We start from the raw sequence: 23,457 nt of genomic DNA on the forward strand, positions 1-23,457 counted from the left end.
AGCGTGGAGGGCCAGGATCGACCCGTACGGGCGGTGCCGCGGCGATCGCCGCTTCCGTCCTGGACCGGTTCGGGAGGGTGAGGCGTGATCGATCATGACGTGCGGCCCGGCGGCTTCTGGGACCGGCTGTCCCCGACCGACCGGCAGGCGCTGCGCGCGATGGGGCGCCGCACCGACGTCCCGCCCGGCGGGATGCTGTGCCACCAGGGCGTCGCCGCCCCGGGGGTGTACGTGGTCTTCGCCGCGGGCGCGCGCACCACCACCAGCGTGGTCGCCAAGGAGTTCGTCGACTCCAGCGAGGGCGACGAGTCGATCATCGACCTGTTCGGCGCCGGGGACCTGATCGGCGCGCTGGCCCCCTGGGGGCACCCGCAGCGCGGCACGGTCGCGGCGCTGGACCACCTCGCCGCGCTGCGCATCGACCGCCGCAAGTTTGGCAGCCTGCTGGCCGCCAACCCGCAGGTGGCCGAGGCGATGATGCACGCCATCGCGCAGACCGTCACGCTCGGCGGGCGGCGGCACGCGATCCGCGCCGCCGAGCACCCGCAGCGCCTCGCCTACCACCTGCTGGAGCTGGCGCACCGGTTCGGCGATCCCACGGCGCGGGGCGTCGAGATACCGCTGCGGCTCAGCCAGGCCGAGCTGGCCAACTGGTCGGGCATCTCCCGCGAGACGCTGGTGCGCTGGTTCCGGCTGTGGCGCGACAAGGGGATCATCGGCCGGCGCCCCCGCCCGCTGACGATCCTCGACCCCGACGCGCTGCGCCGCGCCGCGAGCCCGTGGGGCGACGAGTGGCCGGCCTCCGGGCGCGAGGGGGCCGCCGGTGCGCAGGCGGACCCGCAGGAGGCGCCGCTGGCCGGGATCGCCGCCCGCTCCGCCGTCCGGCTGGAGACCCCCGCCGGACGGCAGCCGGCCCCCCCGCTGCCCGCCGACAACCCGTACTTCACCGGCCGCGCCGTCAGCCTCGGCAAGCTCGACCTGCTGGTCTCCCAGAGCGAGCTGCCCTGCGCCGTGGTGATCCAGGGCATGGCCGGCGTCGGGAAGACCACCCTCGCGCTGCACTGGGCGCACCGGGTGGCCGAACGCTTCCCGGACGGCATCATCTTCACCGACCTGCGCGGGACGACCCGGGGCCACGTCACCCCGGCCGAGGCCATGGGGCAGGTGCTGCGCGGCGCCGGGCTGCCCGGCGACCAGCTCCCCCGCACCGAGGACGAGCTGAGCGCGCAGTGCCGGTCGCTGCTGGGCGAGCGGCGGGTGCTGCTGATCCTCGACAACGCCGCGTCCGCCCGGCAGATCCGGCCGCTGCTCGCCGCGATGGGCTCGGGCCTGGTGGTGGTCACCACGCAGCGGCGGCTGCCCGCACTGGTCGAGGACGCCGACGTCCGGACCCTGGAACTGCGGGAGATGGCGACCCAGGAGGCCGTCGACCTCATCGCCGCGGTCCTCGGCCCCGGCGACGACCGGGTGCGCGGCGAGCACCGCGCGGTCGCCCGGCTGGCCCGCGAGTGCGGGTTCCTCCCGCTGGCCCTCGGCGTCATGGCCGGGAAGCTCGCCGAGAACCCCGGCGAGTCGATCGCGGGCACCGTCCGGGAACTGGCCGACCGCGACACCCCGGCCCCGGCGCCGTACCCCGCGGGGCTCCCCATGGCCGGCGCGCACGAGGGCGGGACGCACGGCACCGGCCTCCAGGAGACCGGGGCGCACGGCCTGCACACCGTGCTCAGCCCGACCTTCGAGGTCGCCTACCGGGGGCTGCGCAAGGACCAGCGGACCGCGTTCCGGCTCCTCGGACTCACCGCCGGCCCCGACTTCACACCCAGTGCGCTGGCCGCCCTGCTGGACCGTCCGGCCGACAAGGCGCGCGCGTGCCTGGAAGGGCTGCGCCAGGCCTACCTCGTCCACGACGTGGCGCCCGGCCGGTTCCGGATGCACGACCTGCTGCGCGACTTCGCCAGGGCACGGGGGCTCAGCGAGGACGCCGACAACGACCGGCAGGCGGCGCAGCGGCGGCTGCTCGCCGGATACCTCGGCGAAGCGCGCAGGGCCGGGGCGGCGGTCGCGCGGACCCGCCGCCCCATCCTGGCCGGCTCGTGCGCGCAGGAACCGCGCGCCACCCGCAGGCCCGCACCCGGGCCCGACCCCTCCGCCACCCGCGGAGACCCTGCCGGTTCGGCACGCGCGGCCGGCCTCGCGTGGTTCGAGGCGGAACGCCGGAACCTGGTCGCGGCCGTCCACCAGGCGTCCCGCCTGGGGCTGCACCGCACCTGCTGGGAGCTGGCCGACGCGCTCTTCGACTTCCAGGCGTTCCGCCGCTACAGCGACGACAACATCGCCGTGCACCAGGCGGGGCTGCGCGCCGCCCGCACCGAAGAGGACTGGGCGGCGGCGGCCGTCATGCTGCACAACCTGGCGGTGGCGCACTTCGAACTCGGCCGTTCCGTGCAGGCCGTCGGCTACGGCGAGGACGCGCGCCGCGGATTCCGCTCGACCGATCCGCCCGACCGGTACGGCGAGGCCGTAGCCCTCGCCACCCTCGCCGACGTGCACGCCGCGCTCGGCCGCTACCTGACCGCGATCGAGCACGCCCGCCGCTCCCTCGACATCCACCGGGAACTGGGCGACGACGGCGGCGTCGCCAAGGGCCACGAGACGCTCGCCCGCGCCCACCTCGGGCTGGGCGGCTACGAGGCCGCACTCGGGCACGCCGGACGGGCCCTGGACGTGCGCCGCCGCGTCGGCGACCTGCCGGGCGTCGCCGAGACGCTGCTCACCCTGGCGCAGGTGCACCGCCGCCGCGGCGACGTCCACGAGGCGGTGTCGCACGCCCTGGAGGCCCTCTACATCAGGCAGGACCAGGCCGACCGGCACGGCACCGCGCAGGCGCTCACCGAGCTCGCCCGGATGAACGCCGCGCTCGGCCTGCGCGACATGGCGCGCCGCGACGCCGAGCAGGCGCTGCGCACCTACCGGGCCCTCGGCGCGCGGCGCGGGGAGGCGCGCGCGCTGACCACGCTCGGCATGCTGATGTGCGACGCGGCGCGGTTCGCCGAGGCGTTCACCTACTGCGGCCAGGCGCTGCTCCTGCACCGCGAGATCGGCGACCGGCACGGCGAGGCCGAGACGATCGCCCAGATCGGCATCGCGCACTGGCGGCTCGGCCGCTACCGGGAGGCCCGCGAGCAGCTCGTCCGCGCCCTGGAGATCCGCAGGGAGATCGGCGATCAGCACGGCGAGGCCCACGACCTGGAGCACCTGTCGGTGGTGATGCGCCGCCTCGGCCGCCACCAGGAGGCGTTCGTGCACGGCCTGGAGGCACTGGACCTGTGGCTCCGGCTCGGCGCCCAGGCCGGCCTGGCCGGCACCCTCGGCAGCCTCGCCCGCACCTACCTCGGGCTCGGGCTGCCCGAGGAGGCCGAGGTCGCGGCCCGGCAGGCGCTGCGGATCCGGGAGGCCATCGGCGACTGGTACGGCATGGGCGTCGGCATGGACACCTTCGCGGCCGTCCTGCGCCGCAGCGGCCGTCCCGAGGAGGCGCTGGAGAAGGAGCGCGAGGCGCTGCGGCTGCTCGGCGAGGTCGGCGACCGGCACGGCGAGGGCACCGCGCTGGTGCACCTGGCCGCGATCCAGCTCGACCTCGGCCGCGCGGACGAGGCCCTGGAGACCGGCCGCCGGTCCCTGGACCTGGCCACCGAGCTCGGCGACACCCGCGAGCAGGCGTACTCGCTGCGCACCATGGGCCGCGCCTGCCTCCAGCTCGGCAAGCACGCCCGCGCCGTTGGGCACTTCCAGGCCGAGACCGTCATCCGCCGGGACATGGACGACCACCGGGGGCAGTGGCTCGCGCTGGAGCAGCTCCGCGACTCCCACCTGGTCCTCGGCGACCACACGGCCGCCGCCGACTGCGCCCGCCGCGCGCGGGCTGTCGGAAAGTGGCTCGAGGCCGAGGGGGCGGGGTGGCTCGACGGGCCGGGGGAGCCGGCCGGCCTGGCGGGGCCGGCCGGGCCGGTGAAAGTTTGATCACCGGTGTGCCGTTGTGTGACCGATGACGCTGTTCATTGCTGTACTGCCGCGTTCACTGGAGCCGGGGCCCTTCCCCGGCCCGGCGCGCGAGGAGGCGAGATGGAGATCACCCCGTTCTGGGACGCGCTGCCCGGCCGGGCCCGCGAGGCGCTGCGGCAGGCGGGCACGGTCGTGATGATCAAGCCCGGGGCGTTCCTGACCCGCGAGCACACCCGCTCGTCCCAGGTCTTCGTGCTGCACTCGGGCGCGGTGAAGGTCTGGGTGGACCGGCAGGGCGAGACCGTCATCCTGGACGTGCTCGGCCCGGGCGACCTGGTGGGGGAGCTGGAGGCGGTGGACGCCGGGGTCCGGCACGCCAGCGTCGAGGCGCTGACCCCCGTGCAGGCGCTGGTGCTGCCCGCCGACCGGTTCCGGACCGTGCTGGAGGCCCATCCCGGTTCGGTGTGGGCCGTCGCCGGGGTCCTCGCCGAACGGCTCCGCGACGCCGACGAACTGCGCGTCCTGCACTTCCCCGACGACCCCGAGCGCCGCCTGGCGGGCCGCCTGCTGCGTCTGGTCGCGCGGTTCGGCACGCCCCTGGCGGGCGGCGCCGAGAACGGGCACGGCGGATCCGGCTACCAGGTGCAGGTGCCGCTCTGCCAGCAGGACCTCGGCCGCTGGGCGGGGATGGGCCGCCGCAAGGTCGCCCAGATCCTCGCCGGCGAGCCCGTCCGCGGCGGCATCACGGTCACCCGCAACATGATCGTCGTACGGTCGGTGGACGCGCTGCGCCGCCTGTCCGGCGACCGCGACACGACCTCCGGCTGACGGCCCCGGCTGACGCCCGCCGGGTCAGAACCCGGAGGGCTCGTGCGGCCACGGCGGGGGCTCGGGCAGGGGCCCGTCCGGACGCACCCAGACGCCCTCGCCGCCCGTCCGGCCGCTCAGCCAGCCGATCAGCGCACGGCCCGAACCTGAGATCTCCGGGCCGCCCTCCGCCCGGCCGAGGTCGGCCGACTCGCCCGAGTCGGTGGCGGTGATCCGGTACCCGGCCAGCCCGGCCCACGCCTGCGGGGGCCGGGCGGCGAGGTCGGCGAGCGTGCTCGTCAGCGCCCAGCGCACGTACTCCTCGGGCCAGTCGGCCGCTCCGTACCCGGCCGCGAGGTCGACGTGGTGCGCCTCCACCTCGTGCCACCGGCGGTACATCGTGTACCAGGCGGGGTGCGGCCAGCCGGCCATCGCCCGCACCGGCACGGCCCAGGCCGCCTCCGGCAGCGTGCGGGCCTGCTCAGCGAACCGCGCCCCCGAATCCCGGACGTCCGCGGCGAGCTCGGCCACGCCGCGCCCGGCGCCCGCCTCCAGGTCGGCGTTGCGCGCGTCCACGCTCGGGTACTGCGGGATCTCCGTCCCCGTGCGGGCCCCTTCGAGCAGGTTCCACAGGGAATCGGCGTTGCGCGCGATGTGGACGGCCACGTGCCCGCGCGTCCAGCCCTCCAGCGCGGACGCGCCGCGCAGGTCCTCGTCGGTCAGCTTCGACAGCGTTCCGAGGATCCGTTCGGTCCCCGTCTCGATCTCGTCGAGGATCTTCCGCCACTCGTCCAAGCCGCGCCCCTTAGTCAGCAGAGGCCCCCATCCTCTCGCACGGCCCCCGTCGCCGCCATCCACGGGACGCTCCGGAGTGCCGCGGACGGCGCGAGCGCGTTCCAGTGGCACGGGATCTTCGAACACGTGTACGGTTCAAGGGTGGCGCCCGCCCTCAGCGGGGGCGGGCGGGTACCACCATGAAATGCGGCGGCCCTCGCCGCTGTTGACAACTCGGGGGACGCATCGGCCTCCCCTCTCCTGGCAGGCGTGAGGGCCATGTCCCTCTCCGCATCGCGCCCAGGGCCCAGAACCCCAGAACAGGAACCGGAAGTACGCCGTGCATGACCGACTCATCGTGCGTGGAGCACGCGAGCACAACCTGAAGGACGTCTCGCTGGACCTGCCGCGGGACTCCATGATCGTGTTCACCGGTCTGTCGGGTTCCGGCAAGTCGAGCCTGGCGTTCGACACGATCTTCGCCGAGGGCCAGCGCCGGTACGTGGAGTCCCTGTCGGCCTACGCCCGGCAGTTCCTCGGCCAGATGGACAAGCCCGACGTCGACTTCATCGAGGGCCTGTCCCCGGCGGTGTCGATCGACCAGAAGTCGACCAGCAAGAACCCGCGCTCGACGGTCGGCACCATCACCGAGGTCTACGACTACCTGCGGCTGCTGTACGCCCGCATCGGCCACCCGCACTGCCCCGAGTGCGGCCGGCCGATCAGCCGGCAGGCGCCGCAGCAGATCGTCGACCGGGTGCTGGAGCTGGAGGAGGGCAGCCGCTTCCAGGTGCTCGCGCCGGTGATCCGCGGGCGCAAGGGCGAGTACCTGGAGCTCTTCCGCGAGCTCCAGTCCAAGGGCTACTCCCGGGCGGTGGTGGACGGGCGGATGATCCGCCTGGACGAGCCGCCCAAGCTCAAGAAGCAGGAGAAGCACGACGTCTCGGTGGTCGTCGACCGGCTCGCGGTCAAGGACTCGGCGCGGCAGCGCCTGGCCGACTCGGTCGAGACGGCCCTCGGGCTCGCGGGCGGAACCATCGTGCTCGACTTCGTCGACCTGCCCGAGGACGACGAGCACCGTACCCGGATGTACTCCGAGCACCTCTACTGCCCCTACGACGACCTGTCGTTCGAGGAGCTGGAGCCGCGCTCGTTCTCGTTCAACTCGCCCTACGGCGCCTGCCCCGACTGCACCGGCCTCGGTACCCGCATGGAGGTCGACCCCGAGCTGGTCGTCCCCGACACCGAGCTGAGCCTCGGCGAGGGCGCCATCCAGCCGTGGTCCAGCGGGCACGTCAGCGACTACTTCCTGCGGCTGCTGTCGGCGCTCGGCGACGCGATGGGCTTCGATCTCAACACCCCGTGGGAGAAGCTCCCCGCCAAGGCCCGCAAGGCGATCCTCGGCGGACACGAGACGCAGGTGCACGTCCGCTACAAGAACCGCTACGGCCGCACCCGCTCGTACTACACCGCCTACGAAGGCGTGATCCCCTACATTCAGCGGCGGCACGCCGAGTCCGAGAGCGACTCCAGCAGGGAGAAGCTCGAGGGCTACATGCGCGAGATCCCCTGCCCGTCCTGCCAGGGCGCCCGGCTCAAGCCGGTCGTGCTGGCGGTCACCATGGGCGGGCGGTCGATCGCCGAGATCGCCGGGATGCCGATCGGCGAGTGCGCCAAGTTCCTGCTCGGCATGGAGCTGAACGAGCGCGACCGGCAGATCGCCGAGCGGGTGCTCAAGGAGATCAACGCCCGGCTCGGGTTCCTGCTCGACGTCGGCCTCGACTACCTCACCCTCGACCGGCCCTCGGCCACCCTGGCCGGCGGCGAGGCGCAGCGCATCCGGCTGGCCACCCAGATCGGCTCCGGCCTGGTCGGGGTGCTGTACGTGCTCGACGAGCCGTCCATCGGCCTGCACCAGCGCGACAACCACCGGCTGCTGGAGACCCTGATCCGGCTGCGCGACATGGGCAACACGCTGATCGTGGTCGAGCACGACGAGGACACCATCGCCGCCGCCGACTGGGTGGTCGACATCGGCCCGCGCGCGGGCGAGCACGGCGGCGAGATCGTGGTCTCGGGCACGGTCGAGGACCTGCTCGCGTCGGAGCGCTCGCTGACCGGCGCCTACCTGTCGGGCCGCCGCGAGATCAAGGTCCCCGAGATCCGCCGGCCCCGGCAGCGGGGCCGCGAGGTCACCGTCAAGGGCGCCCAGCAGAACAACCTGCGCAACGTCGACGTGGCGTTCCCGCTCGGGGTGCTCACCGCGGTCACCGGCGTGTCCGGGTCCGGCAAGTCCACCCTGGTCAACGACATCCTCTACAACTCGCTGGCCAAGCAGCTCAACGGCGCCCGCACGGTGCCGGGACGGCACAAGCGGGTCAACGGCGTCGACCAGCTCGACAAGGTCGTGCACGTCGACCAGTCGCCGATCGGCCGCACCCCGCGGTCCAACCCGGCCACCTACACCGGCGTGTTCGACCACATCCGCAAGCTGTTCGCGCAGACCACCGAGGCGAAGGTGCGCGGTTACCAGCCGGGCCGGTTCTCCTTCAACGTCAAGGGCGGCCGGTGCGAGAACTGCGCCGGCGACGGCACCATCAAGATCGAGATGAACTTCCTGCCGGACGTCTACGTCCCGTGCGAGGTCTGCCACGGCGCCCGCTACAACCGGGAGACCCTGGAGGTCCACTACAAGGGCAAGACGATCTCCGAGGTGCTGGACATGCCGATCGAGGAGGCCACCGCCTTCTTCGAGCCGATCAAGGCGATCCACCGGCACCTGCACACCCTCAACGAGGTGGGCCTCGGCTACGTCCGGCTGGGCCAGCCCGCGCCGACGCTGTCGGGCGGCGAGGCGCAGCGGGTCAAGCTCGCCGCCGAGCTCCAGAAGCGCTCCACCGGCCGCACCGCCTACGTGCTGGACGAGCCGACCACCGGGCTGCACTTCGAGGACATCCGCAAGCTGCTCGGCGTGCTGAACGGCCTGGTCGACAAGGGCAACACGGTGATCGTCATCGAGCACAACCTGGACGTGGTCAAGACCGCCGACTGGATCATCGACATGGGGCCCGAGGGCGGCTCGCGCGGCGGGACCGTGGTCGCCACCGGCACGCCCGAGGACGTCGCCCGGGTGGACGCCAGCCACACCGGCCAGTTCCTGTCCAAGATCATCGGATGACCGTGCCCGGCCCGGCGGCGGTGCCAGGTCCCGGGCACCGTCCAGGATCATTGAGGCCATGAGCGAAGATGTGACGACCGGGGTCCGGGAGGCCCCCGGCGGCGGGAGGATCGGGCGCCGCGCGGTGCTGTGCGGGGCCGGCGCGGCGGGCGCCGCCGTGCTCGCCGGATGCGCCTCCGGGCCGCGGCCGGCCGAGGCCGCCAAGGACCTCAAGGGCAAGGAGATCGCCAAGGTCGCCGACATCCCGGTCGGCGGCGGGAAGATCTACGCCGACACCAAGATCGTGGTGACCCAGCCGGTCCGGGGCGAGTTCAAGGCGTTCAGCGCGACCTGCACCCATTCGGGCTGCCTCACCGACCGGGTGGCCGCCGGCACGATCGACTGCCCCTGCCACGGCAGCAGGTTCGCGGTCGCGGACGGGCGGGTCGAGCACGGTCCCGCGTCCCGGGCGCTCCTGGAGTACGCCGTCCAGGTCAAGGGCGACGGCATCGTGGTCGTCTGACCCGGACCGCCCGCGCGGCGGTCTTCTCTCCCCCCGGCTTGAACCGCCCCGGGCCCGCGTACGTGCTCTCGGGTGACGGCACTGGGATGCGAGCGACACACGGAGGACTGGATCCATGACTCAGGGACTCGACCCGAAGGTGGACGATCCGAACCCGGAGACCGCGCCGTGCGCGGCGCCGGAACCCGCCGCGCAGGCAGGGCCGGGCGCGGCGCCGTCCGGGGGGAGCTCCCGGCGGGGGCTCCTGCTCGGCGCGGGGATCGCGGGTGTCGCCGGCCTCGCCGCGGCGTGCGGCGGCTCGTCGGGGGACGGTTCCGGTGGCAAGGGCTCCGGCGGGGACGAGGGCGCGGCGGGCACGGCCCTCGGCTCGGCGAGCGAGATCCCGGTCGGCGGCGGCAAGGTCTTCAAGGACCAGAAGATCGTGGTGACCCAGCCCGCCCAGGGCGAGTTCAAGGCGTTCAGCGCCGTCTGCACGCACCGCGGCTGCTCAGTCGGCTCGGTGACCGGCGGCACCATCGACTGCCCCTGCCACGGCAGCAAGTTCAAGATCTCCGACGGCTCGGTGGTGAGCCCGCCGGCGACCGAGCCGCTCCCGGAGAAGAAGATCACCGTCCAGGGCGGCAAGATCACCCTGGCCTGACCGGCGGTCCCGGGCGCGAACGAGACGTCGATCACGCGGGGCCGCGTGGCTGCGGAGCGCGGGTTGTCGGCCCGCCCGACTAGGCTTTCGGACGTGGCAGATCCGGCGACCTACCGACCCGCACCGGGGTCCATCCCCGACTCGCCGGGGGTGTACCGCTTCCGCGACGAGCGCGGGCGCGTCATCTACGTGGGCAAGGCCAAGAGCCTGCGCTCCCGGCTCGGCTCCTACTTCGCCGACTTCGCCTCGCTGCACCCGCGCACCCAGACGATGCTCCAGACGGCCGGCCGGGTCGACTGGACGATGGTCGGCACCGAGGTCGAGGCGCTCCAGCTCGAGTACTCCTGGATCAAGGAGTACGACCCCCGGTTCAACGTCCGGTACCGCGACGACAAGTCCTACCCCTACCTGGCGGTCACCCTCAACGAGGAGTTCCCGAGGGTGATGGTCATGCGCGGCGCCAAGCGCAAGGGGGTGCGCTACTTCGGCCCGTACTCGCACGCCTGGGCGATCAGGGAGACCGTCGACCAGCTGCTGCGCGTGTTCCCGGTGCGCACGTGCAGTCCCGGGGTGTTCAAGCGGCAGCACCAGCTCGACCGGCCCTGCCTGCTCGGCTACATCGGCAAGTGCTCGGCGCCATGCGTGGGCCGGGTCACGCCCGAGGAGCACCGGCTGCTGGCCGACGACTTCTGCGACTTCATGGCGGGCGACACCGGCCGGTTCATCAAGCGCCTCGAACGCGACATGCGCGAGGCCGCGGTCAGCCAGGAGTACGAGCGGGCGGCGCGGCTCCGCGACGACGTGCGCGCCCTGGAGCAGGCGCTGGAGAAGCAGGCGGTGGTGCTCGGCGACACCACCGACTGCGACATCGTCGCCTTCGCCGAGGACGAGCTGGAAGCGGCCGTCCAGGTGTTCTACGTGCGCGGCGGGCGGATCCGCGGCCGGCGCGGCTGGGTGGTCGACAAGGTCGAGCACGTCAGCACCGCCGACCTCGTCGAGACCTTCCTCATCCAGATCTACAGCGAGAGCGACTCGGTGCCCCGCGAGGTGCTCGTCCCGGCCCTGCCCCCCGAAGAGGCGGCCATGACCGAGCTGCTCGGCGAGCAGCGCCGCGGCCCCGTCCGGCTGCGGGTGCCGCAGCGGGGCGACAAGAAGTCCCTGCTGGAGATGGTCGCCCGCAACGCGCACGAGGCGCTCAAGCAGCATAAGACCCGCCGGGCCAGCGACCTGACCACGCGCAGCCGGGCGCTCCAGCAGCTCCAGGAGGCCCTGGAGCTCGACGAGGCGCCGCTGCGGATCGAGTGCTACGACGTCTCCAACCTCCAGGGCACCAACGTGGTGGCCTCCATGGTGGTGTTCGAGGACGGCCTGGCCCGCAAGGCCGAGTACCGCCGCTTCACCATCCGCGGCGTCGAGGGCCAGGACGACGTCCGTTCCATCCACGAGGTGATCACCCGCCGGTTCCGCCGCTACCTGGCCGAGAGCGAGAGGACCGGCGAGCTCGACGTCCTCGGCGACGAGCTCGCCGATGCCGACGGCGACGCCGCGGCGCACCAGCCGATCGACCCCGAGACCGGCCGGCCGCGCAAGTTCGCCTACCCGCCCAACCTGGTGCTCGTCGACGGCGGCCCGCCGCAGGTCGCCGCCGCGCAGCGGGCGCTCGACGAGCTCGGCGTCACCGACATCGCGGTCTGCGGCATCGCCAAGCGGCTGGAGGAGCTCTGGCTGCCCGCCGAGGACGACCCGGTGATCCTGCCGCGCAACAGCGAGGGCATGTTCCTGGTCCAGCGCGTCCGCGACGAGGCGCACCGGTTCGCCATCACCTTCCACCGGCAGCGCCGTTCCAAGGCCATGACGGTCAGTGAACTCGATAGCGTTCCGGGGCTGGGCCCGGCGCGCCGCGCCGCGCTGCTGAAACACTTCGGGTCGCTCAAGCGGCTGAAAGAGGCGACGCCCGAGCAGATCGCGGAGGTCCCGGGCATCGGCCCGCGCAGCGCCGGCACCATCGCGGCGGCACTGCACGGCACTCCCGCGCCGGTTCACGGGGAACCGGCCGGGGACGCCCGGGACGGCGCGGCCGGCGGCGCGGGGGGCGCCGCCGGGGAGGGCACCGACACCGACGGGGAACACAGGGGGGAACCGACGTGACCGCCGAGACACAGATCCCGGACATCGTCATCGTCACCGGCATGTCCGGGGCGGGCCGGAGCACGGCCGCCAAGTCGCTGGAGGACCTCGACTGGTTCGTGGTCGACAACCTGCCGCCCGGCCTGCTGGCCACCATGGCCGACCTGGGCGGACGGGTGAAGGACGCGGTGCCGCGGATCGCGGTCGTGGTCGATGTGCGCAGCCGCGCGTTCACCGCCGACCTGCACTCCTCCATCGCCGAGCTGGAGGCCCGCGGCGTGCACCCGAGGGTGGTGTTCCTGGAGGCGTCCGACGCCGACCTGGTCCGCCGCTTCGAGAGCGTCCGCCGCCCGCACCCGCTCCAGGGCGACGGCCGGCTGGTCGACGGCATCGCCCGCGAGCGCGAGCTGGTCCGCGAGGTCCGAGCCGAGGCCGATCTGGTGCTGGACACCAGCGGGCTGAATGTGCACGAGCTGCGCGCCAAGATCGTCGGGTTCTTCGGCACCGACACCGGCGAGTCCAGCCTCCGCGCGACCGTGGTGTCGTTCGGCTACAAGTACGGCCTGCCGGTCGACGCCGACCTGGTCGTCGACTGCCGGTTCCTGCCGAACCCGCACTGGGTGCCCGAGCTGCGGCCCAAGACCGGCCGCGACGCCGCCGTCCGCGACTACGTCCTCGGGCAGCGCGGCGCCAAGGAGTTCCTGGACGCCTACACCGAGGTGCTGCGGCTCCTCGCGTCCGGCTACGAGCGCGAGGGCAAGCACTACGTGACGCTCGCCGTGGGCTGCACCGGCGGCAAGCACCGCAGCGTCGCGATGGCCGAGCAGCTCGCCGCCCGGCTCCGGGACGAGTCCATCGAGGTGCAGGTCGCCCACCGTGATCTCGGCCGTGAGTGAGGCCCGGTGGCGAAGGGCTCCCCGCAGGTCCCGGACGAGGAGAAGAACGGCACGGTGAACGTCCCCGGCCCCAAGGTCGTCGCGCTCGGCGGGGGCCACGGCCTCTATGCCTCGCTGTCGGCGCTGCGCCGCGTCACCGATCGCCTGACCGCGGTCGTCACCGTCGCCGACGACGGCGGCTCCAGCGGCCGGCTCCGCAAGGAGCTCGGCGTGCTGCCGCCCGGCGACCTGCGGATGGCGCTGGCCGCGCTGTGCGGTGACGACGAGTGGGGCCAGACCTGGCGCGACGTGGTGCAGCACCGCTTCCGCAGCCAGGGCGACCTGCGCGACCACGCGGTCGGCAACCTGCTGATCGTCGCGCTGTGGGAGCTGCTCGGCGGCGACGAGCCCGGCTCGACGGTGGCAGGGCTCGACTGGGTCGGCCGGCTGCTCGGCGCGCACGGCCGGGTGCTGCCGATGGCGGCCGTCCCGATGGACATCGTCGCCGAGGTGCGCGGCGCCGACCCGTCCGACCCGGACGCCGTGTCGCGGGTCAAGGGGCAGGCGGCGTGCGCCAAGACGCCCGGCACGGTGCTCGGCGTGTCGCTGGTGCCCTCCGACCCGCCCGCCTGCCCCGAGGCGCTGAGCGCCGTCGAGGACGCCGACTGGGTCGTGTTCGGGCCCGGCTCGTGGTTCACCAGCGTCCTCCCGCATCTGAAGGTGCCCGCCCTCGCCCGCGCGCTGACCGGCGCCCGCGCCCGCCGGGCGGTGGCGCTCAACCTCGCCCCCCAGCCCGGCGAGACCGACGACTTCTCGCCGCAGGCCCATCTGGAGGTCCTCCAGGCGCACGCGCCGGACCTGCGCGTGGACGTGGTCCTCGCCGACCGCGGCGTGGTCGACGACCCGGCCGCGCTCGACAAGGCTGTCCAGGAGCTCGGCGGCCGGCTCGTGCTCGCCGACGTCGCGGCGGCCGACGGGTCGCCGCGTCATGATCCCGCCTTGCTGGCCCAAGCCTTCGTACAGATATTCGGTAGGTGATGGTGACTCTGGGCTGATCAGCGGCTTCTCTGATGATGAGCTTCTGACCAGCCCAGACACCCCCCACACCCCCTTACGCCCCCGGCGATTTCCCGGGGGGATGTGCCCGGAGGAGTGCCCCGATCATCGGCCTCGGATGGGACGGTTCAGCGCCCGTATCTACGGCCGTCATCTCGCGCGCCGAGCCGCGTGGCGCCAGGCCGTCGGCGACCCTGAGACCTTCCGCGAGATCATGCGCGCCCACCTCGCCGTGGCCGGCCGCGTCACCGTCGTGAGTCTCATCGCCGCCGCGTTCATCATCCTCAGCGATATTTGGCCGGTCATCCCGCTCTGAAGGCAACCGCGGTCCGCCGCGGCGCGTCTTCACACCGTCCCCCGCCCGACCCGAGGAGCCACGCGGGATTCATCAAGGACTCCAAGAGGGACGCGGTCATTCAGGAGGCGCGCCGTGCGATCGAGGAGTGCTGCAGGGTGTGTTCGCGCCGCGGCTCAACACCCCGATGAGCCAGCACGGCATGTCCGGCTCGATCGCGGGCTGGGCCGAGATGATCGAAGGCATCGAGTCGGCGGGCTGGACGATGTCGGACTGGTCGGTGTCCACCGATCAGAAGGGGCGGCCGAAGGCGTACCCGCTGTTCCGTATCTACGCCGACGACTAGACGAGACTGGCGCCCCACCCCCGCGATGGGGATGGGGCGCCGGTGCATCGCTTGTTCAGGGTAACCCGCAGGTGCGCCGGAGGTCAGCCGGATCGGACATCCCATCCCCGGGTACCGGCGATCTGCTCGGCGAGGCCCTCCAATGTCGAGGACGGCCGGTCCGGGCCGCTGGTCCGCACGATGGCGTTGACCGCCCAGCGGAGCATCACCTCCGTGCGCGCCGACGTCACCTCGCGGGTGAAGTCCGCGACCGTCGCCGTGATTGCCTCGGTCTCGCGCCACGCGCTGGCCATGGTGAGCGCGAGCATCAGGTGCACAAGGTCGTTGTAGGCTGCGCGCCCCCACTCCTGCCCACGGGCGACGACGGCACCGGCCGGCCGCGACGGGTCGTAGGGGTCCCGCATCAACCGCCCCTGCGCCGCCCGGTCGAGGAATGGCATGGCGGTCTCCAGCTCGCCCAGCTCCATGTGCAGGATGCCGCGGTGCCAGGCCAGCTCGGAGGCGTCCAGCCACCACGTCCAGTACGGATCCCGCGGGTGCAGCGATTCTTGAAGCGCGCCCGACGCCCGGTCGAGTGCGGCCAGCGCGCGCTCCTTGTGCCCGGCCTGCGCGAGCGCCCGCGCAGCCCGGATCTTGAACAGGGCTTCGACGCGGGGCGCCAGGTTGCCCGGTTCGATCGTGTGCTCGGCGATCTGGAGGGCCTCACGGCTGTTCCGCTCCTGCACGTCGATGAGCGCCAGGTGCGAGAGCTGGAACAGCTCCATGCCGCGGTCGCCGGCGAGGCGCGAGATCAGCATGGATTCGTGCGTGACCGAGCGGGACTCGGTCAGCCGGTCGCCGTCGTAGAGGCACCACGCGGCGATCTCGCCGGTCTCGCCGGCGGCGGCCTGGAGGTCGTGCTCGTCGCCGTCATGCTGGCCGGTGCCCAGTGCGTGCCGTGCCGCGGTGAACGCCTGGACGGCGACGTCGGCGATGGCCGTCCCGCCGTAACGGGAGTCGAGCACGATCAGGTGCTCGTTGGTGTCTCGGACGGTCGCGGCGTAGTCGGACTGCTCGGTGACCACTGGGAGCAGCGCACGGCGCTGCTCACCGCCGAACAGCTCGGCTTCGCTCTTGCCGGTGACCTTCACGTACAGCGGTCGGTAGCGGCGGCCGGGGGTGTACCGCCCGGCCTCCCATTGCTTGATCATGCCTTCGAGACTGGCCACGTGCGGAATGTCGTCACGTTCGTTTGGGTGAGCGGCGGCGCGTAGGCGCCGCGCGAGCTCGGAGCGCGACCAGTACGGCGGGTCCTCACGCGCTGCCCGTAGGCGCACGCCGATCGCCTGTTTATCGGCGGACATGTTGCGATGCACCTCTCGCCGGTGACGGGAGAACCACCCGGTCCCACCCCTTCCCACCCCCATCTTGCCCCTGGAGGTGTGACCCCCGCCACGACTTCACTGGACGTGACCAGATCACAACCCGCATCGCACAGGACGGTCACGATGATCACGACTCGCTCAGACGACACGGCGGAGCTACCCGAGCCCGACGGTCCCGCCCTACTGGCGAGTCTCGCCGTGGCCTTCCGGGGTCAGGGGTTCACCGCCGAGATCACGAGCGCGCTGCTTCGGGTGGCGGACGGTCCGGACAGTCGGGGCGTCCGGCTCGATTGCCGTCGGCGTGCCGGCGACTGGGACCGGTGGTGGTTCACGTGGGCGGGTGGGATCTGGCTGTGTGAGGCCGACAAGCCGTTCGAGGCGATCACGACGGTGAAGGGCGCGCTGCGGCTGGGCGGAGACGCGCACGCCGGCGCCGCCGCGAGCGCGGAGCTGGCGGCGGCCGAGGTCCGCGCGGAGTTCCCCGACTGGACCATCACCGACACCGAGACCGAGGACGGGCGCCGGTGGTGGGCAAGCCGCGGCGCACCGAAGAGCACCATCCTGAACCGCGACTCCGACCTGTCCGCCAGCAGTCCCGAGGGGCTGCGGTCCAAGCTGCGGGCCCGCCGATGAACGTGGGTGCGGCGGAACCATTCCGGGAGCAACCCGCCGTGCCCGCTCGACACCGCACGGCCCGCGTGGGGGTCGTGCGGCCCGATGCCCGGTCGGCGGACTGGGGAATTCGTCCGGCCGGGTGGGGGATCGCGCGGCCGGTGCTCCACACCCCCGCCCCCTGGGGAGCACCGGCCGCGCTTGGGAAGGGCAGTGATGACGGAGTACCGGCTACGTGGCCACGACGGCGTCTACTTCCTCCGCGACCAGGACGACCGGATCGCCGGGACGCTGTTGCGCGAGGCGGATGGGTGGTGGCGCGGCGTCGCCCCGGGCGGCCGGGTCCGCGAGTTCTTCGTCGCGGCCGACGAGGACGGCGACCACCGACTGATCGCGGCCAAACGGCTCGTCGGCCCGTGAGACCCCGCGGCCTCGGGTTGCTGGCGCGCGCCCGGGGCCGCGGCACCAACCGATGCAGCGCGCCGAAGGTGGTTCGCATGACCATCACGACCGACATCCCCGCACCGACGCGGATCGAGCCCGTCGCGTTCCTCGAACTGGAGATCACCCGGCGGTGCACGGCCGCGTGCTTGCACTGCTACAGCAACTCCGGGCCCGCGGGCGGCACCGGGACCATGACGCCGGCGGACTGGACGCGGGTGATCGAGCAGGCCGCCGCCCACCCCGCCATCGACACCGTGCAGTTCATCGGCGGCGAGCCGACCCTGCACCCCGCGTTCGCCGAGCTCGCCCGGTTCGCGCTCGGACAGTTCACCAGGGCGGTCCGCGCCGACTGTGGGATGTCCTCGACGACATCCGCGCCCGGTGGCTCCGAGACGGGTCGCTGCCCGTGCACGGGGCCCGCGCCACCATCGACCCGGACGGCGTGATCCACCTGCGCCGGGGGTCCTGGACGGCCACCCTCACCTGATCCGTCACGGCCCCGGGGAGCATGATCATCCACCCCGGGAGCCGTGGCGTCAGGCAACACCACAAACTGCCGGCTAGCCAGGCATTTCACGCCGCGGGTAGAGGCTCTGTGTGACTGGGCTCAGCAGGAATCGAGCATCTTGGTAAGCGCCTGCTTCTCAGCCGAGTCGACGGTCAGGTCGTACCGGTACTTCACGTCGACCCGCGACCTGGCGCCGCATCGACATCACCTCGGGCAGCGTCAGGCGTGTCAGATGTGGGCGACCGGCCTCGGCTGGCTACCCCTGGCAGACGAGTGGTCAGGGCGGACTAGCGTTGTTGCCTATGGCTGATCAGCAGGTAGAGCGCACTATCGAAGCCCACTTCGAGATCATTGACTTTGAGGAGACGGTGTACGAAGAGCCCGCCGAGGGGCCCAAGCTGACCCGGGTCACGATCCGGAAGCATTACCGAGGAGCCATCGACGGCACAGGTGTCGCCGAGGTGCTCACAGCACAAGGCGCTGCGGGGGGCGGCTACGTGGCCTCCGAACGAATTGAAGGCACCCTCGATGGTCGTCAGGGCACGTTCGTCATCCAGCACAACGGGCGGGCCGACGGAAACGACCAGAGCAGCGACGGGAGCATCATCCCCGGCTCCGGGACCGGAGGACTCGCCGGGATCTCAGGGCGCGCGATGGAGCGCCAGTTCCAGGTGCTCACCCTCGTCTACACGCTGGGCGACGACCAGGGCGGCCCGGGGTCCGGGGCCTGAGCGCTGCACGACGAAGACGCCCCGCCCTCCCGCTGAAGCGGAGAGGACGGGGCGTCCATGTCGGTGGGCTTCCCCACCCGCCGACCAGGTCAGCGTTCGTCAGCCGTGCGGCTGCTCCGAGGTGCGCGCGTTGGGCACGGCGTAGACGACGCCGAGCGCGCCGAACACCGTGGAGCTGCCGTTCGTGGACCAGCCGGCGGGCCGCTGCATCGGGTCCGCTTCAACGAACGGGTGTGGTTGCCCGCCGTGAGGCAGTGGGAGTCCCGGCAGGACGAGAGAATGGTATGCACATGCTCCGGCACCTGGCTGGGAGTTACTGGCTGACGTCGGAGGTGGACATCGTGAAGGTCTCGCTCTTCATGGGGCACACCGACCCGGCCTGCACGTTGCGGGTCTGCATGCACGTCCTCAGGGGCACCGTGGAAGAGGCCCGGAAGGTCATGGGAGCCTTCTTCGAGGAGGGCGGGATCGCTGAGGCTTGCGCCCAGAATGTGCCCTCGCTGGGGGCCGGGTGATACATGTCCGCAGGCCAGGCGATTTTCTGGTCAATCATTCGGTGAGTGACGTCCGGCCGGGCCGTAATCGGCCACACTGCTGGAAGTCCGATAGGGGGAGGGTTCATCTCATGGCGATGACCGGTCTGGTCAAGGACGAGCTGAGCAGGCTGACGGTCATGAAACCGTGCTGCCGCAAGGCGGAGGTGTCCACGCTGCTGCGCTTCGCCGGCGGCCTGCACCTGGTCAGCGGGCGCATCGTGATCGAGGCCGAGATCGACACGGGGGTGGCGGCGCGGCGGCTGATCAAGGACATCGCGGAGGTCTTCGGGCACACCTCCGAGGTCGTGGTGCTCGCGCCGAGCGGCCTGCGCAAGGGCAACCGCTACGTCGTTCGTGTCTTCCGCGACGGCGAGTCCCTGGCCCGGCAGACCGGTCTGGTCGACAACAACGGCCGCCCCGTCCGCGGGTTGCCCCGGCACGTGGTCGCGGGGGCGGCCTGCGACGCCGAGTCGGCTTGGCGCGGCGCGTTCCTGGCGCACGGCTCGCTCACCGAGCCGGGCCGGTCGATGTCGTTGGAGGTGACCTGCCCCGGCCCCGAGGCCGCCCTCGCCCTGGTCGGCGCCGCCCGCCGCCTCAAGATCCACGCCAAGGCCCGCGAGGTCCGCGGCGTCGACCGCGTCGTGGTCCGCGACGGCGACGCGATCAGCGCCCTGCTCACCCGGCTCGGCGCGCACGACAGCGTGCTGGCCTGGGAGGAGCGCCGGATGCGCCGCGAGGTCCGGGCCACCGCCAACCGCCTGGCCAACTTCGACGACGCCAACCTGCGCCGCTCGGCCCGCGCCGCGGTCGCGGCCGGCGCCCGGGTGGGCCGCGCCCTGGAGATCCTCGGCGACGACGCCCCCGAGCACCTCGTCAACGCCGGCCGGCTGCGTCTGGAGCACAAGCAGGCGTCCCTGGAGGAGCTCGGCCAGCTCGCCGACCCGCCGCTGACCAAGGACGCCATCGCGGGCCGTATAAGGCGTCTGCTGGCCATGGCCGACAAGCGCGCCGGCGACCAGGGCATCCCCGGCACCGAGGCCAACCTGACCGCGGACATGCTCGCCCCGTGAGGTAGGTCGCCCGGGGCACCCCCAGAAGGACGGGGGATCAGCGCTTGTTGAGGTCGCCGCGGAGGACGCGGTGGATCAGATCGTCACGGAGCTGGCCGTAGCCGGTCTCGGCCCACACGCTGTGCTCCGGGTCGGCCTCGAAGTAGGGCACCTCGCGGCCGTCGCGGGTGTCCTTGAGGATCTCCGGGGTCTCCTTGGCCCGCACCGCCTTGGCGCAGGCCCGGCAGGTCCGCACGCGCAGGCGGCGGCGGGTGCCGACGGGGCGCCAGTCGACCTTCACCGGGCCGTCGCCGTGCAGCGGGTCGAAGAAGCACAGGGGGCTCGGCGGAACCTCGCCGCCGCCTTCGGCGAGGGAGCGCGCCGAGGCCAGGGCGTCGCGGCCCTGGTCGATCAGGACCAGGACGCCGGCCAGGTCGGGGACGCCCCGGGCGGCGTCGAGGGTCTTGCCCGCCGCCTGGTAGGCGTCCAGGGCGCGCGTCATCAGGGTGCGCGCCCGGTCGCCGGTGGTCTCGACGGTGCTCTGGTCCAGGAGCTCCCCGAACGCGATGACCTCCCGCGACGCCTGCTCGCGGAGCTGGTCCCGGGTGGCGCGGCCGGCGGTGGAGAACACCGTCCTCGGCAGGAGCAGGGCGGTGTCGGCGCGGTGGACGGCGGCCATCCGGCGGCGCCGCCACACCAGCAGCCCCGCGATCCCCGCCACCGCGGCCCCGGCGGCGCCCACGGCGGCCGGCGGGACGCCCGCGCCGCCGCCGGTCACCGCCGATCCGCCGTGCCGGGACCGGTAGCGCTCGTCGATCTCCTTGGAGATCCGCTTGTACTCCCTGGTCCCGGTGCCCGAGATCAGCAGGTCGGCGAACCGGGAGAGGCGGGCCACCAGCGACGCGTCGTCCATGCCGCGGTCCAGCTCGACCGCCCAGGCGGCGTCCCGCGCCTGGTGCTCGCCGCCGAACTCGTGGGCCGACAGGCTGTCGCCGGTGTCCTTGAGGCCGACGAAGACGCCGTCGCGGCCGAGCCGGTCGTGCACCACCGTGGCGAGCTGCTCGTCGTCGGTCCAGGTGCCGCCCTTCACCAGCGGGACGAGCACCACGTACACCGGCGCCGGCGCCTTGCGGAACTTCGCGATCAGGCGGCGCCGGTCGGCCACGGGCACCGCGGAGGCCAGCGACGGGTCCACGTAGAAGGGGGACCTGCGCAGGGCCGCGGCCAGCCGCTCGCCGGGGGACGGTTCACTCGACACCGAGATACTCCAGTACGCGGGGGACCAGGTCGTTGCCGTCGGCGCCGAACGCGGTGTCCTGCCACACCCCGGGCACCGCATGATGCGGGCGCGGCCCGTCCGGGCCGGACACCTCGAGGACCTGCCGGGCGAGCGCCGCCACCGGCCTGGCGTTGCAGGCGGCGCACAGCGGACGGCGCCGGCCCGGCCCCGTCTCGCCGTCCAGCCGGACCTGCCTGCGGTGGGCGGACGGGCCGTGCAGGGGGTTCACGAAGCAGGGCGGCGGCGGGCTCGCGGTCTTCTGGGCGATGGCCCCGAGCCCCTGCCGGGCCAGCACGATCGCGCCGACGAGGTCGAGCGCCCGGTCCCGGCCCGCCGCCGCGTCGTCGTAGAGGATCTTCGCGGCGTCGTAGGCGGTGACGGCGAATCCCCGGCCGGGAGGATCCCCGGCCTCGGAGAGCATGAGGCGCAGCCGCTCGAGCTCCTTGGCCCCTGTACGGACCAGCCACTTCACGCTCGGCCGGGCCGGTGCGCCCGGGTGCGACTCGACCGGCGTCGCGTTCTTGTCCAGGCTCACCGGGCCGCGCGTGCCGCGCCGGCGCCACAGGAAGAGGCCGCCCGCCCCCAGACCGTAGAGGGCCAGCGCCCCGAACGGCCCGGCCAGCAGCAGCCCGGTCAGCAGCGGACCCGTGATCTCGGCCTCTGCGGGCTCCCACCGGTTCTCCTCCCCGAACGCGTCCGGGCGCGACGGCGCGTAGGGCTCGCGCGGGGTCGTGGCGGGCCGGTTCCGGTAGAGGTCGAGCCGCGCGACCAGCCGCCCGGCGAGACCGTTGAACGGGTGCTCGGAATCGCGCTTGGCCTCGCCCTCCTCGTAGGAGGAGACCTCGCGGGGCACGCCGTACCCCACGGCGTTGAACCAGGCGTGCGAATTGGCCATCAGATAGAGGCCGTCGCGGTGCGTCCGGTCGTGCAGGAGGCTGAGGAACGCCCCGTCGTGGCCCTCCGACTCGGACTCGGCCGGGTTCGGGATCACCACGACGAACACCGGCGTGCCGATCTGCCGCGCCGCCGCGCCGATGGCCGCCCGGACGCGGGCGCGGTCGGCCCGGTCCAGCGCGGCGGCCATGTCCGGGTCGACGAACAGAGGGTCCTTGGCGAGCGCGCCCGCGACCCGTTCCAGCCTCCGGGTGGCGTAGGCGGGGATGGGGTCCCGTGCCGGGCTCGCGACGGCCGGGGCCGCCGGGGCCAGGACGGCGGACGCGAGGGCCGGGGCGCACAGCGCGCGGAGGGATGCCGGGACCAGGCTCATCGTCGCTTCTTCCGGTTCTTCCGCCGTGCCGCCGGGCCGGGCCTGGCGGCGGCCTTCCGCTCCGCGAGCCGGGCGGCCCTCGCGCGGTCGGCGAGCCTGGCGCGTTCCGCGCGCAGATGCCGCCGCCTGCGCCCCCACAGCAGCGAGCCGAGCAGCGGGACGCCGGTGATCGCGGCCCCGGCCGCGAGCGCGCCGTGTTCCTTCCGCGCCGCCCGCCGCTCCGACCGGTCGTGCTCGTCCAGCCGGATCCGGACCTTGGACTTGGGGCGCGGGCCCATCCGCTCGCGCCGCTCGCGGGCATGGCCCGACAGGGTGATGTCGACGAGCCGCCCGACCACCGCGACGGCGCCCGCGTCGTAGGCCATCTCGTTCATCGTCGCCGACCAGGCGTCCTCGACGGGGAGCGACCGGCCGCCGCCGTACTGCCGCGCCGCGCCGTCGCCGCCCTTCGGGTCGACCACCACGTAGACCCCGTCGCGGTTCAGGTGGTCGCGCAGCAGCGGCAGGAGGTCGCCCGCGTCCTGCTCGGTGGTGAACAGCGTCGGCGTCACGACCACGAACACGGGCACCCCGAGCCGCCGGACCGACGCCTTGATCCGCGCCGCGGCGTCCTCGGCCAGGGCGCGCGGCGCGTGGTCGGTGACGTAGACCGGATCGCGGCGCAGCAGCGCGGCCAAATGCTCGGCGCGGGCCGCGGGGACGGCGCCGGCACCGGGCTTGGAGCCGGCCGTGGAGCCGGACCCGGAAGCGCCGCCGGGGGTGGCTCCGGAGGAGGGCCCGGGGGCGGCACGGGCCGCGACGGGCGGGCAGCCGAGCAGCAATCCGCTCAAGATCAGGACAAACCACCCGCGGCGCATGGACGCGATCATACTGATCGGCCGGCCGCCGCCGCGACCGGCCGGGCCTGCCCGCCGCGGCCCGCCTCCCTCATCCGAGGGAGACGGGCTCACCCGGATATCCCACACCAGTGGTGTCGGGATGCAGGGCCCGCATTAGATAGGGTCGGACGTGGGGGGGAGACCTCCGGACCAGGCAGTCAGCGGCCCGGCAACGACCGGGCGGGAC

At 73.3% G+C, this 23,457-nt stretch carries 21 protein-coding genes; 16 read left to right on the top strand and 5 right to left on the bottom strand.

Going from position 1 to position 23,457, the window contains the following annotated elements; genetic code table 11:
- Positions 1–84: 84 nt before the first annotated feature.
- Together OHA34_RS01145 and OHA34_RS01150 are read left to right on the top strand one after the other, a co-directional pair.
- Positions 85–4,020: a tetratricopeptide repeat protein gene (locus tag OHA34_RS01145; protein ID WP_329520415.1), complete on the top strand. Its 3,936-nt coding sequence runs from the start codon at positions 85–87 to the stop codon at positions 4,018–4,020.
- Positions 4,021–4,122: 102 nt separating this feature from the next.
- Positions 4,123–4,830, top strand: coding sequence for a Crp/Fnr family transcriptional regulator (locus OHA34_RS01150; protein WP_285943786.1), 708 nt, complete (start codon positions 4,123–4,125; stop codon positions 4,828–4,830).
- A 24-nt stretch (positions 4,831–4,854) separates the two neighbouring features.
- Here the strand turns inward: OHA34_RS01150 and OHA34_RS01155 are convergent, their stop codons facing one another.
- Positions 4,855–5,604 carry a maleylpyruvate isomerase family mycothiol-dependent enzyme gene (locus OHA34_RS01155; RefSeq protein ID WP_285943785.1) on the bottom strand — a complete coding sequence of 250 codons (750 nt, stop codon included), beginning with the start codon at positions 5,602–5,604 and terminating at the stop codon, positions 4,855–4,857.
- Between the two features lie 319 nt (positions 5,605–5,923).
- Here OHA34_RS01155 and uvrA point away from each other — a divergent pair, with 319 nt between their 5' ends.
- The 8 genes from uvrA to OHA34_RS01195 all read left to right on the top strand — a co-directional run bounded on the left by uvrA (position 5,924) and on the right by OHA34_RS01195 (position 14,602).
- Positions 5,924–8,761, top strand: coding sequence for an excinuclease ABC subunit UvrA (gene uvrA, locus OHA34_RS01160; protein WP_285943784.1), 2,838 nt, complete (start codon positions 5,924–5,926; stop codon positions 8,759–8,761).
- Positions 8,762–8,819: 58 nt separating this feature from the next.
- Positions 8,820–9,263, top strand: a complete 444-nt coding sequence (locus OHA34_RS01165; protein ID WP_329520416.1) for a Rieske (2Fe-2S) protein — start codon at positions 8,820–8,822, stop codon at positions 9,261–9,263.
- A 115-nt stretch (positions 9,264–9,378) separates the two neighbouring features.
- A complete protein-coding gene (locus OHA34_RS01170; RefSeq protein ID WP_329520417.1) occupies positions 9,379–9,903 on the top strand; it encodes a Rieske (2Fe-2S) protein in 525 nt (174 codons plus the stop codon).
- 93 nt (positions 9,904–9,996) lie between these two features.
- Positions 9,997–12,051, top strand: a complete 2,055-nt coding sequence (gene uvrC / locus OHA34_RS01175; RefSeq protein WP_329520418.1) for an excinuclease ABC subunit UvrC — start codon at positions 9,997–9,999, stop codon at positions 12,049–12,051.
- Complete coding sequence (gene rapZ / locus OHA34_RS01180; RefSeq protein WP_285943780.1) at positions 12,048–12,926, top strand: RNase adapter RapZ; 879 nt, start codon at positions 12,048–12,050, stop codon at positions 12,924–12,926. The genes uvrC and rapZ overlap by 4 nt, the downstream gene beginning before the upstream one ends.
- A 54-nt stretch (positions 12,927–12,980) precedes the next feature.
- A complete protein-coding gene (locus OHA34_RS01185; protein ID WP_329522370.1) occupies positions 12,981–13,943 on the top strand; it encodes a gluconeogenesis factor YvcK family protein in 963 nt (320 codons plus the stop codon).
- Positions 13,944–14,079: 136 nt separating this feature from the next.
- Positions 14,080–14,277, top strand: a complete 198-nt coding sequence (locus OHA34_RS01190; protein ID WP_285943779.1) for a hypothetical protein — start codon at positions 14,080–14,082, stop codon at positions 14,275–14,277.
- Positions 14,278–14,404: 127 nt separating this feature from the next.
- On the top strand, positions 14,405–14,602 hold the full coding sequence (locus tag OHA34_RS01195) for a hypothetical protein (protein WP_329520419.1): 198 nt from the start codon (positions 14,405–14,407) through the stop codon (positions 14,600–14,602).
- A gap of 83 nt (positions 14,603–14,685) precedes the next feature.
- Here OHA34_RS01195 and OHA34_RS01200 read toward each other — a convergent pair whose 3' ends face one another.
- The gene (locus OHA34_RS01200) at positions 14,686–15,810 is read right to left on the bottom strand and encodes a hypothetical protein (RefSeq protein ID WP_329520420.1); all 1,125 of its coding nucleotides are present in this window, start codon (positions 15,808–15,810) and stop codon (positions 14,686–14,688) included.
- A gap of 279 nt (positions 15,811–16,089) precedes the next feature.
- Between OHA34_RS01200 and OHA34_RS01205 the strand changes: the two genes are divergently transcribed.
- The 6 genes from OHA34_RS01205 to whiA all read left to right on the top strand — a co-directional run bounded on the left by OHA34_RS01205 (position 16,090) and on the right by whiA (position 19,867).
- Complete coding sequence (locus OHA34_RS01205) at positions 16,090–16,599, top strand: hypothetical protein (protein WP_329520421.1); 510 nt, start codon at positions 16,090–16,092, stop codon at positions 16,597–16,599.
- Between the two features lie 195 nt (positions 16,600–16,794).
- A complete protein-coding gene (locus OHA34_RS01210; RefSeq protein WP_329520422.1) occupies positions 16,795–16,998 on the top strand; it encodes a hypothetical protein in 204 nt (67 codons plus the stop codon).
- 77 nt (positions 16,999–17,075) lie between these two features.
- Complete coding sequence (locus OHA34_RS01215) at positions 17,076–17,468, top strand: radical SAM protein (protein ID WP_329520423.1); 393 nt, start codon at positions 17,076–17,078, stop codon at positions 17,466–17,468.
- A gap of 364 nt (positions 17,469–17,832) precedes the next feature.
- Entirely contained in the window at positions 17,833–18,261 is a 429-nt protein-coding gene (locus tag OHA34_RS01220) for a DUF3224 domain-containing protein (protein ID WP_329520424.1), read from the top strand.
- A 341-nt stretch (positions 18,262–18,602) separates the two neighbouring features.
- On the top strand, positions 18,603–18,776 hold the full coding sequence (locus OHA34_RS01225; protein ID WP_285943771.1) for a hypothetical protein: 174 nt from the start codon (positions 18,603–18,605) through the stop codon (positions 18,774–18,776).
- A 110-nt stretch (positions 18,777–18,886) separates the two neighbouring features.
- Complete coding sequence (gene whiA / locus OHA34_RS01230) at positions 18,887–19,867, top strand: DNA-binding protein WhiA (RefSeq protein WP_285943770.1); 981 nt, start codon at positions 18,887–18,889, stop codon at positions 19,865–19,867.
- Positions 19,868–19,904: 37 nt separating this feature from the next.
- Here the strand turns inward: whiA and OHA34_RS01235 are convergent, their stop codons facing one another.
- The 3 genes from OHA34_RS01235 to OHA34_RS01245 are packed head-to-tail and all read right to left on the bottom strand — an operon-like array spanning position 19,905 to position 23,249.
- The gene (locus OHA34_RS01235; RefSeq protein WP_329520425.1) at positions 19,905–21,104 is read right to left on the bottom strand and encodes a hypothetical protein; all 1,200 of its coding nucleotides are present in this window, start codon (positions 21,102–21,104) and stop codon (positions 19,905–19,907) included.
- A complete protein-coding gene (locus OHA34_RS01240) occupies positions 21,094–22,392 on the bottom strand; it encodes a hypothetical protein (RefSeq protein ID WP_329520426.1) in 1,299 nt (432 codons plus the stop codon). The genes OHA34_RS01235 and OHA34_RS01240 overlap by 11 nt, the downstream gene beginning before the upstream one ends.
- Positions 22,389–23,249 carry a hypothetical protein gene (locus OHA34_RS01245; RefSeq protein WP_329520427.1) on the bottom strand — a complete coding sequence of 287 codons (861 nt, stop codon included), beginning with the start codon at positions 23,247–23,249 and terminating at the stop codon, positions 22,389–22,391. The genes OHA34_RS01240 and OHA34_RS01245 overlap by 4 nt, the downstream gene beginning before the upstream one ends.
- Positions 23,250–23,457 lie beyond the last annotated feature (208 nt).

The organism is Spirillospora sp. NBC_01491 (assembly GCF_036227065.1).
GTDB lineage: Bacteria > Actinomycetota > Actinomycetes > Streptosporangiales > Streptosporangiaceae > Spirillospora > Spirillospora xylanilytica.

Coding starts and splice junctions, on each gene's coding strand:
- OHA34_RS01205 (WP_329520421.1), top strand. CDS start 16,090: ATGATCACGACTCGCTCAGACGACACGGCGGAGCTACCCGAGCCCGAC.
- OHA34_RS01215 (WP_329520423.1), top strand. CDS start 17,076: ATGACCATCACGACCGACATCCCCGCACCGACGCGGATCGAGCCCGTC.
- OHA34_RS01150 (WP_285943786.1), top strand. CDS start 4,123: ATGGAGATCACCCCGTTCTGGGACGCGCTGCCCGGCCGGGCCCGCGAG.
- OHA34_RS01170 (WP_329520417.1), top strand. CDS start 9,379: ATGACTCAGGGACTCGACCCGAAGGTGGACGATCCGAACCCGGAGACC.
- whiA (WP_285943770.1), top strand. CDS start 18,887: ATGGCGATGACCGGTCTGGTCAAGGACGAGCTGAGCAGGCTGACGGTC.
- OHA34_RS01210 (WP_329520422.1), top strand. CDS start 16,795: ATGACGGAGTACCGGCTACGTGGCCACGACGGCGTCTACTTCCTCCGC.
- OHA34_RS01245 (WP_329520427.1), bottom strand. CDS start 23,249: ATGCGCCGCGGGTGGTTTGTCCTGATCTTGAGCGGATTGCTGCTCGGC.
- OHA34_RS01165 (WP_329520416.1), top strand. CDS start 8,820: ATGAGCGAAGATGTGACGACCGGGGTCCGGGAGGCCCCCGGCGGCGGG.
- OHA34_RS01240 (WP_329520426.1), bottom strand. CDS start 22,392: ATGAGCCTGGTCCCGGCATCCCTCCGCGCGCTGTGCGCCCCGGCCCTC.
- OHA34_RS01190 (WP_285943779.1), top strand. CDS start 14,080: ATGGGACGGTTCAGCGCCCGTATCTACGGCCGTCATCTCGCGCGCCGA.
- OHA34_RS01220 (WP_329520424.1), top strand. CDS start 17,833: ATGGCTGATCAGCAGGTAGAGCGCACTATCGAAGCCCACTTCGAGATC.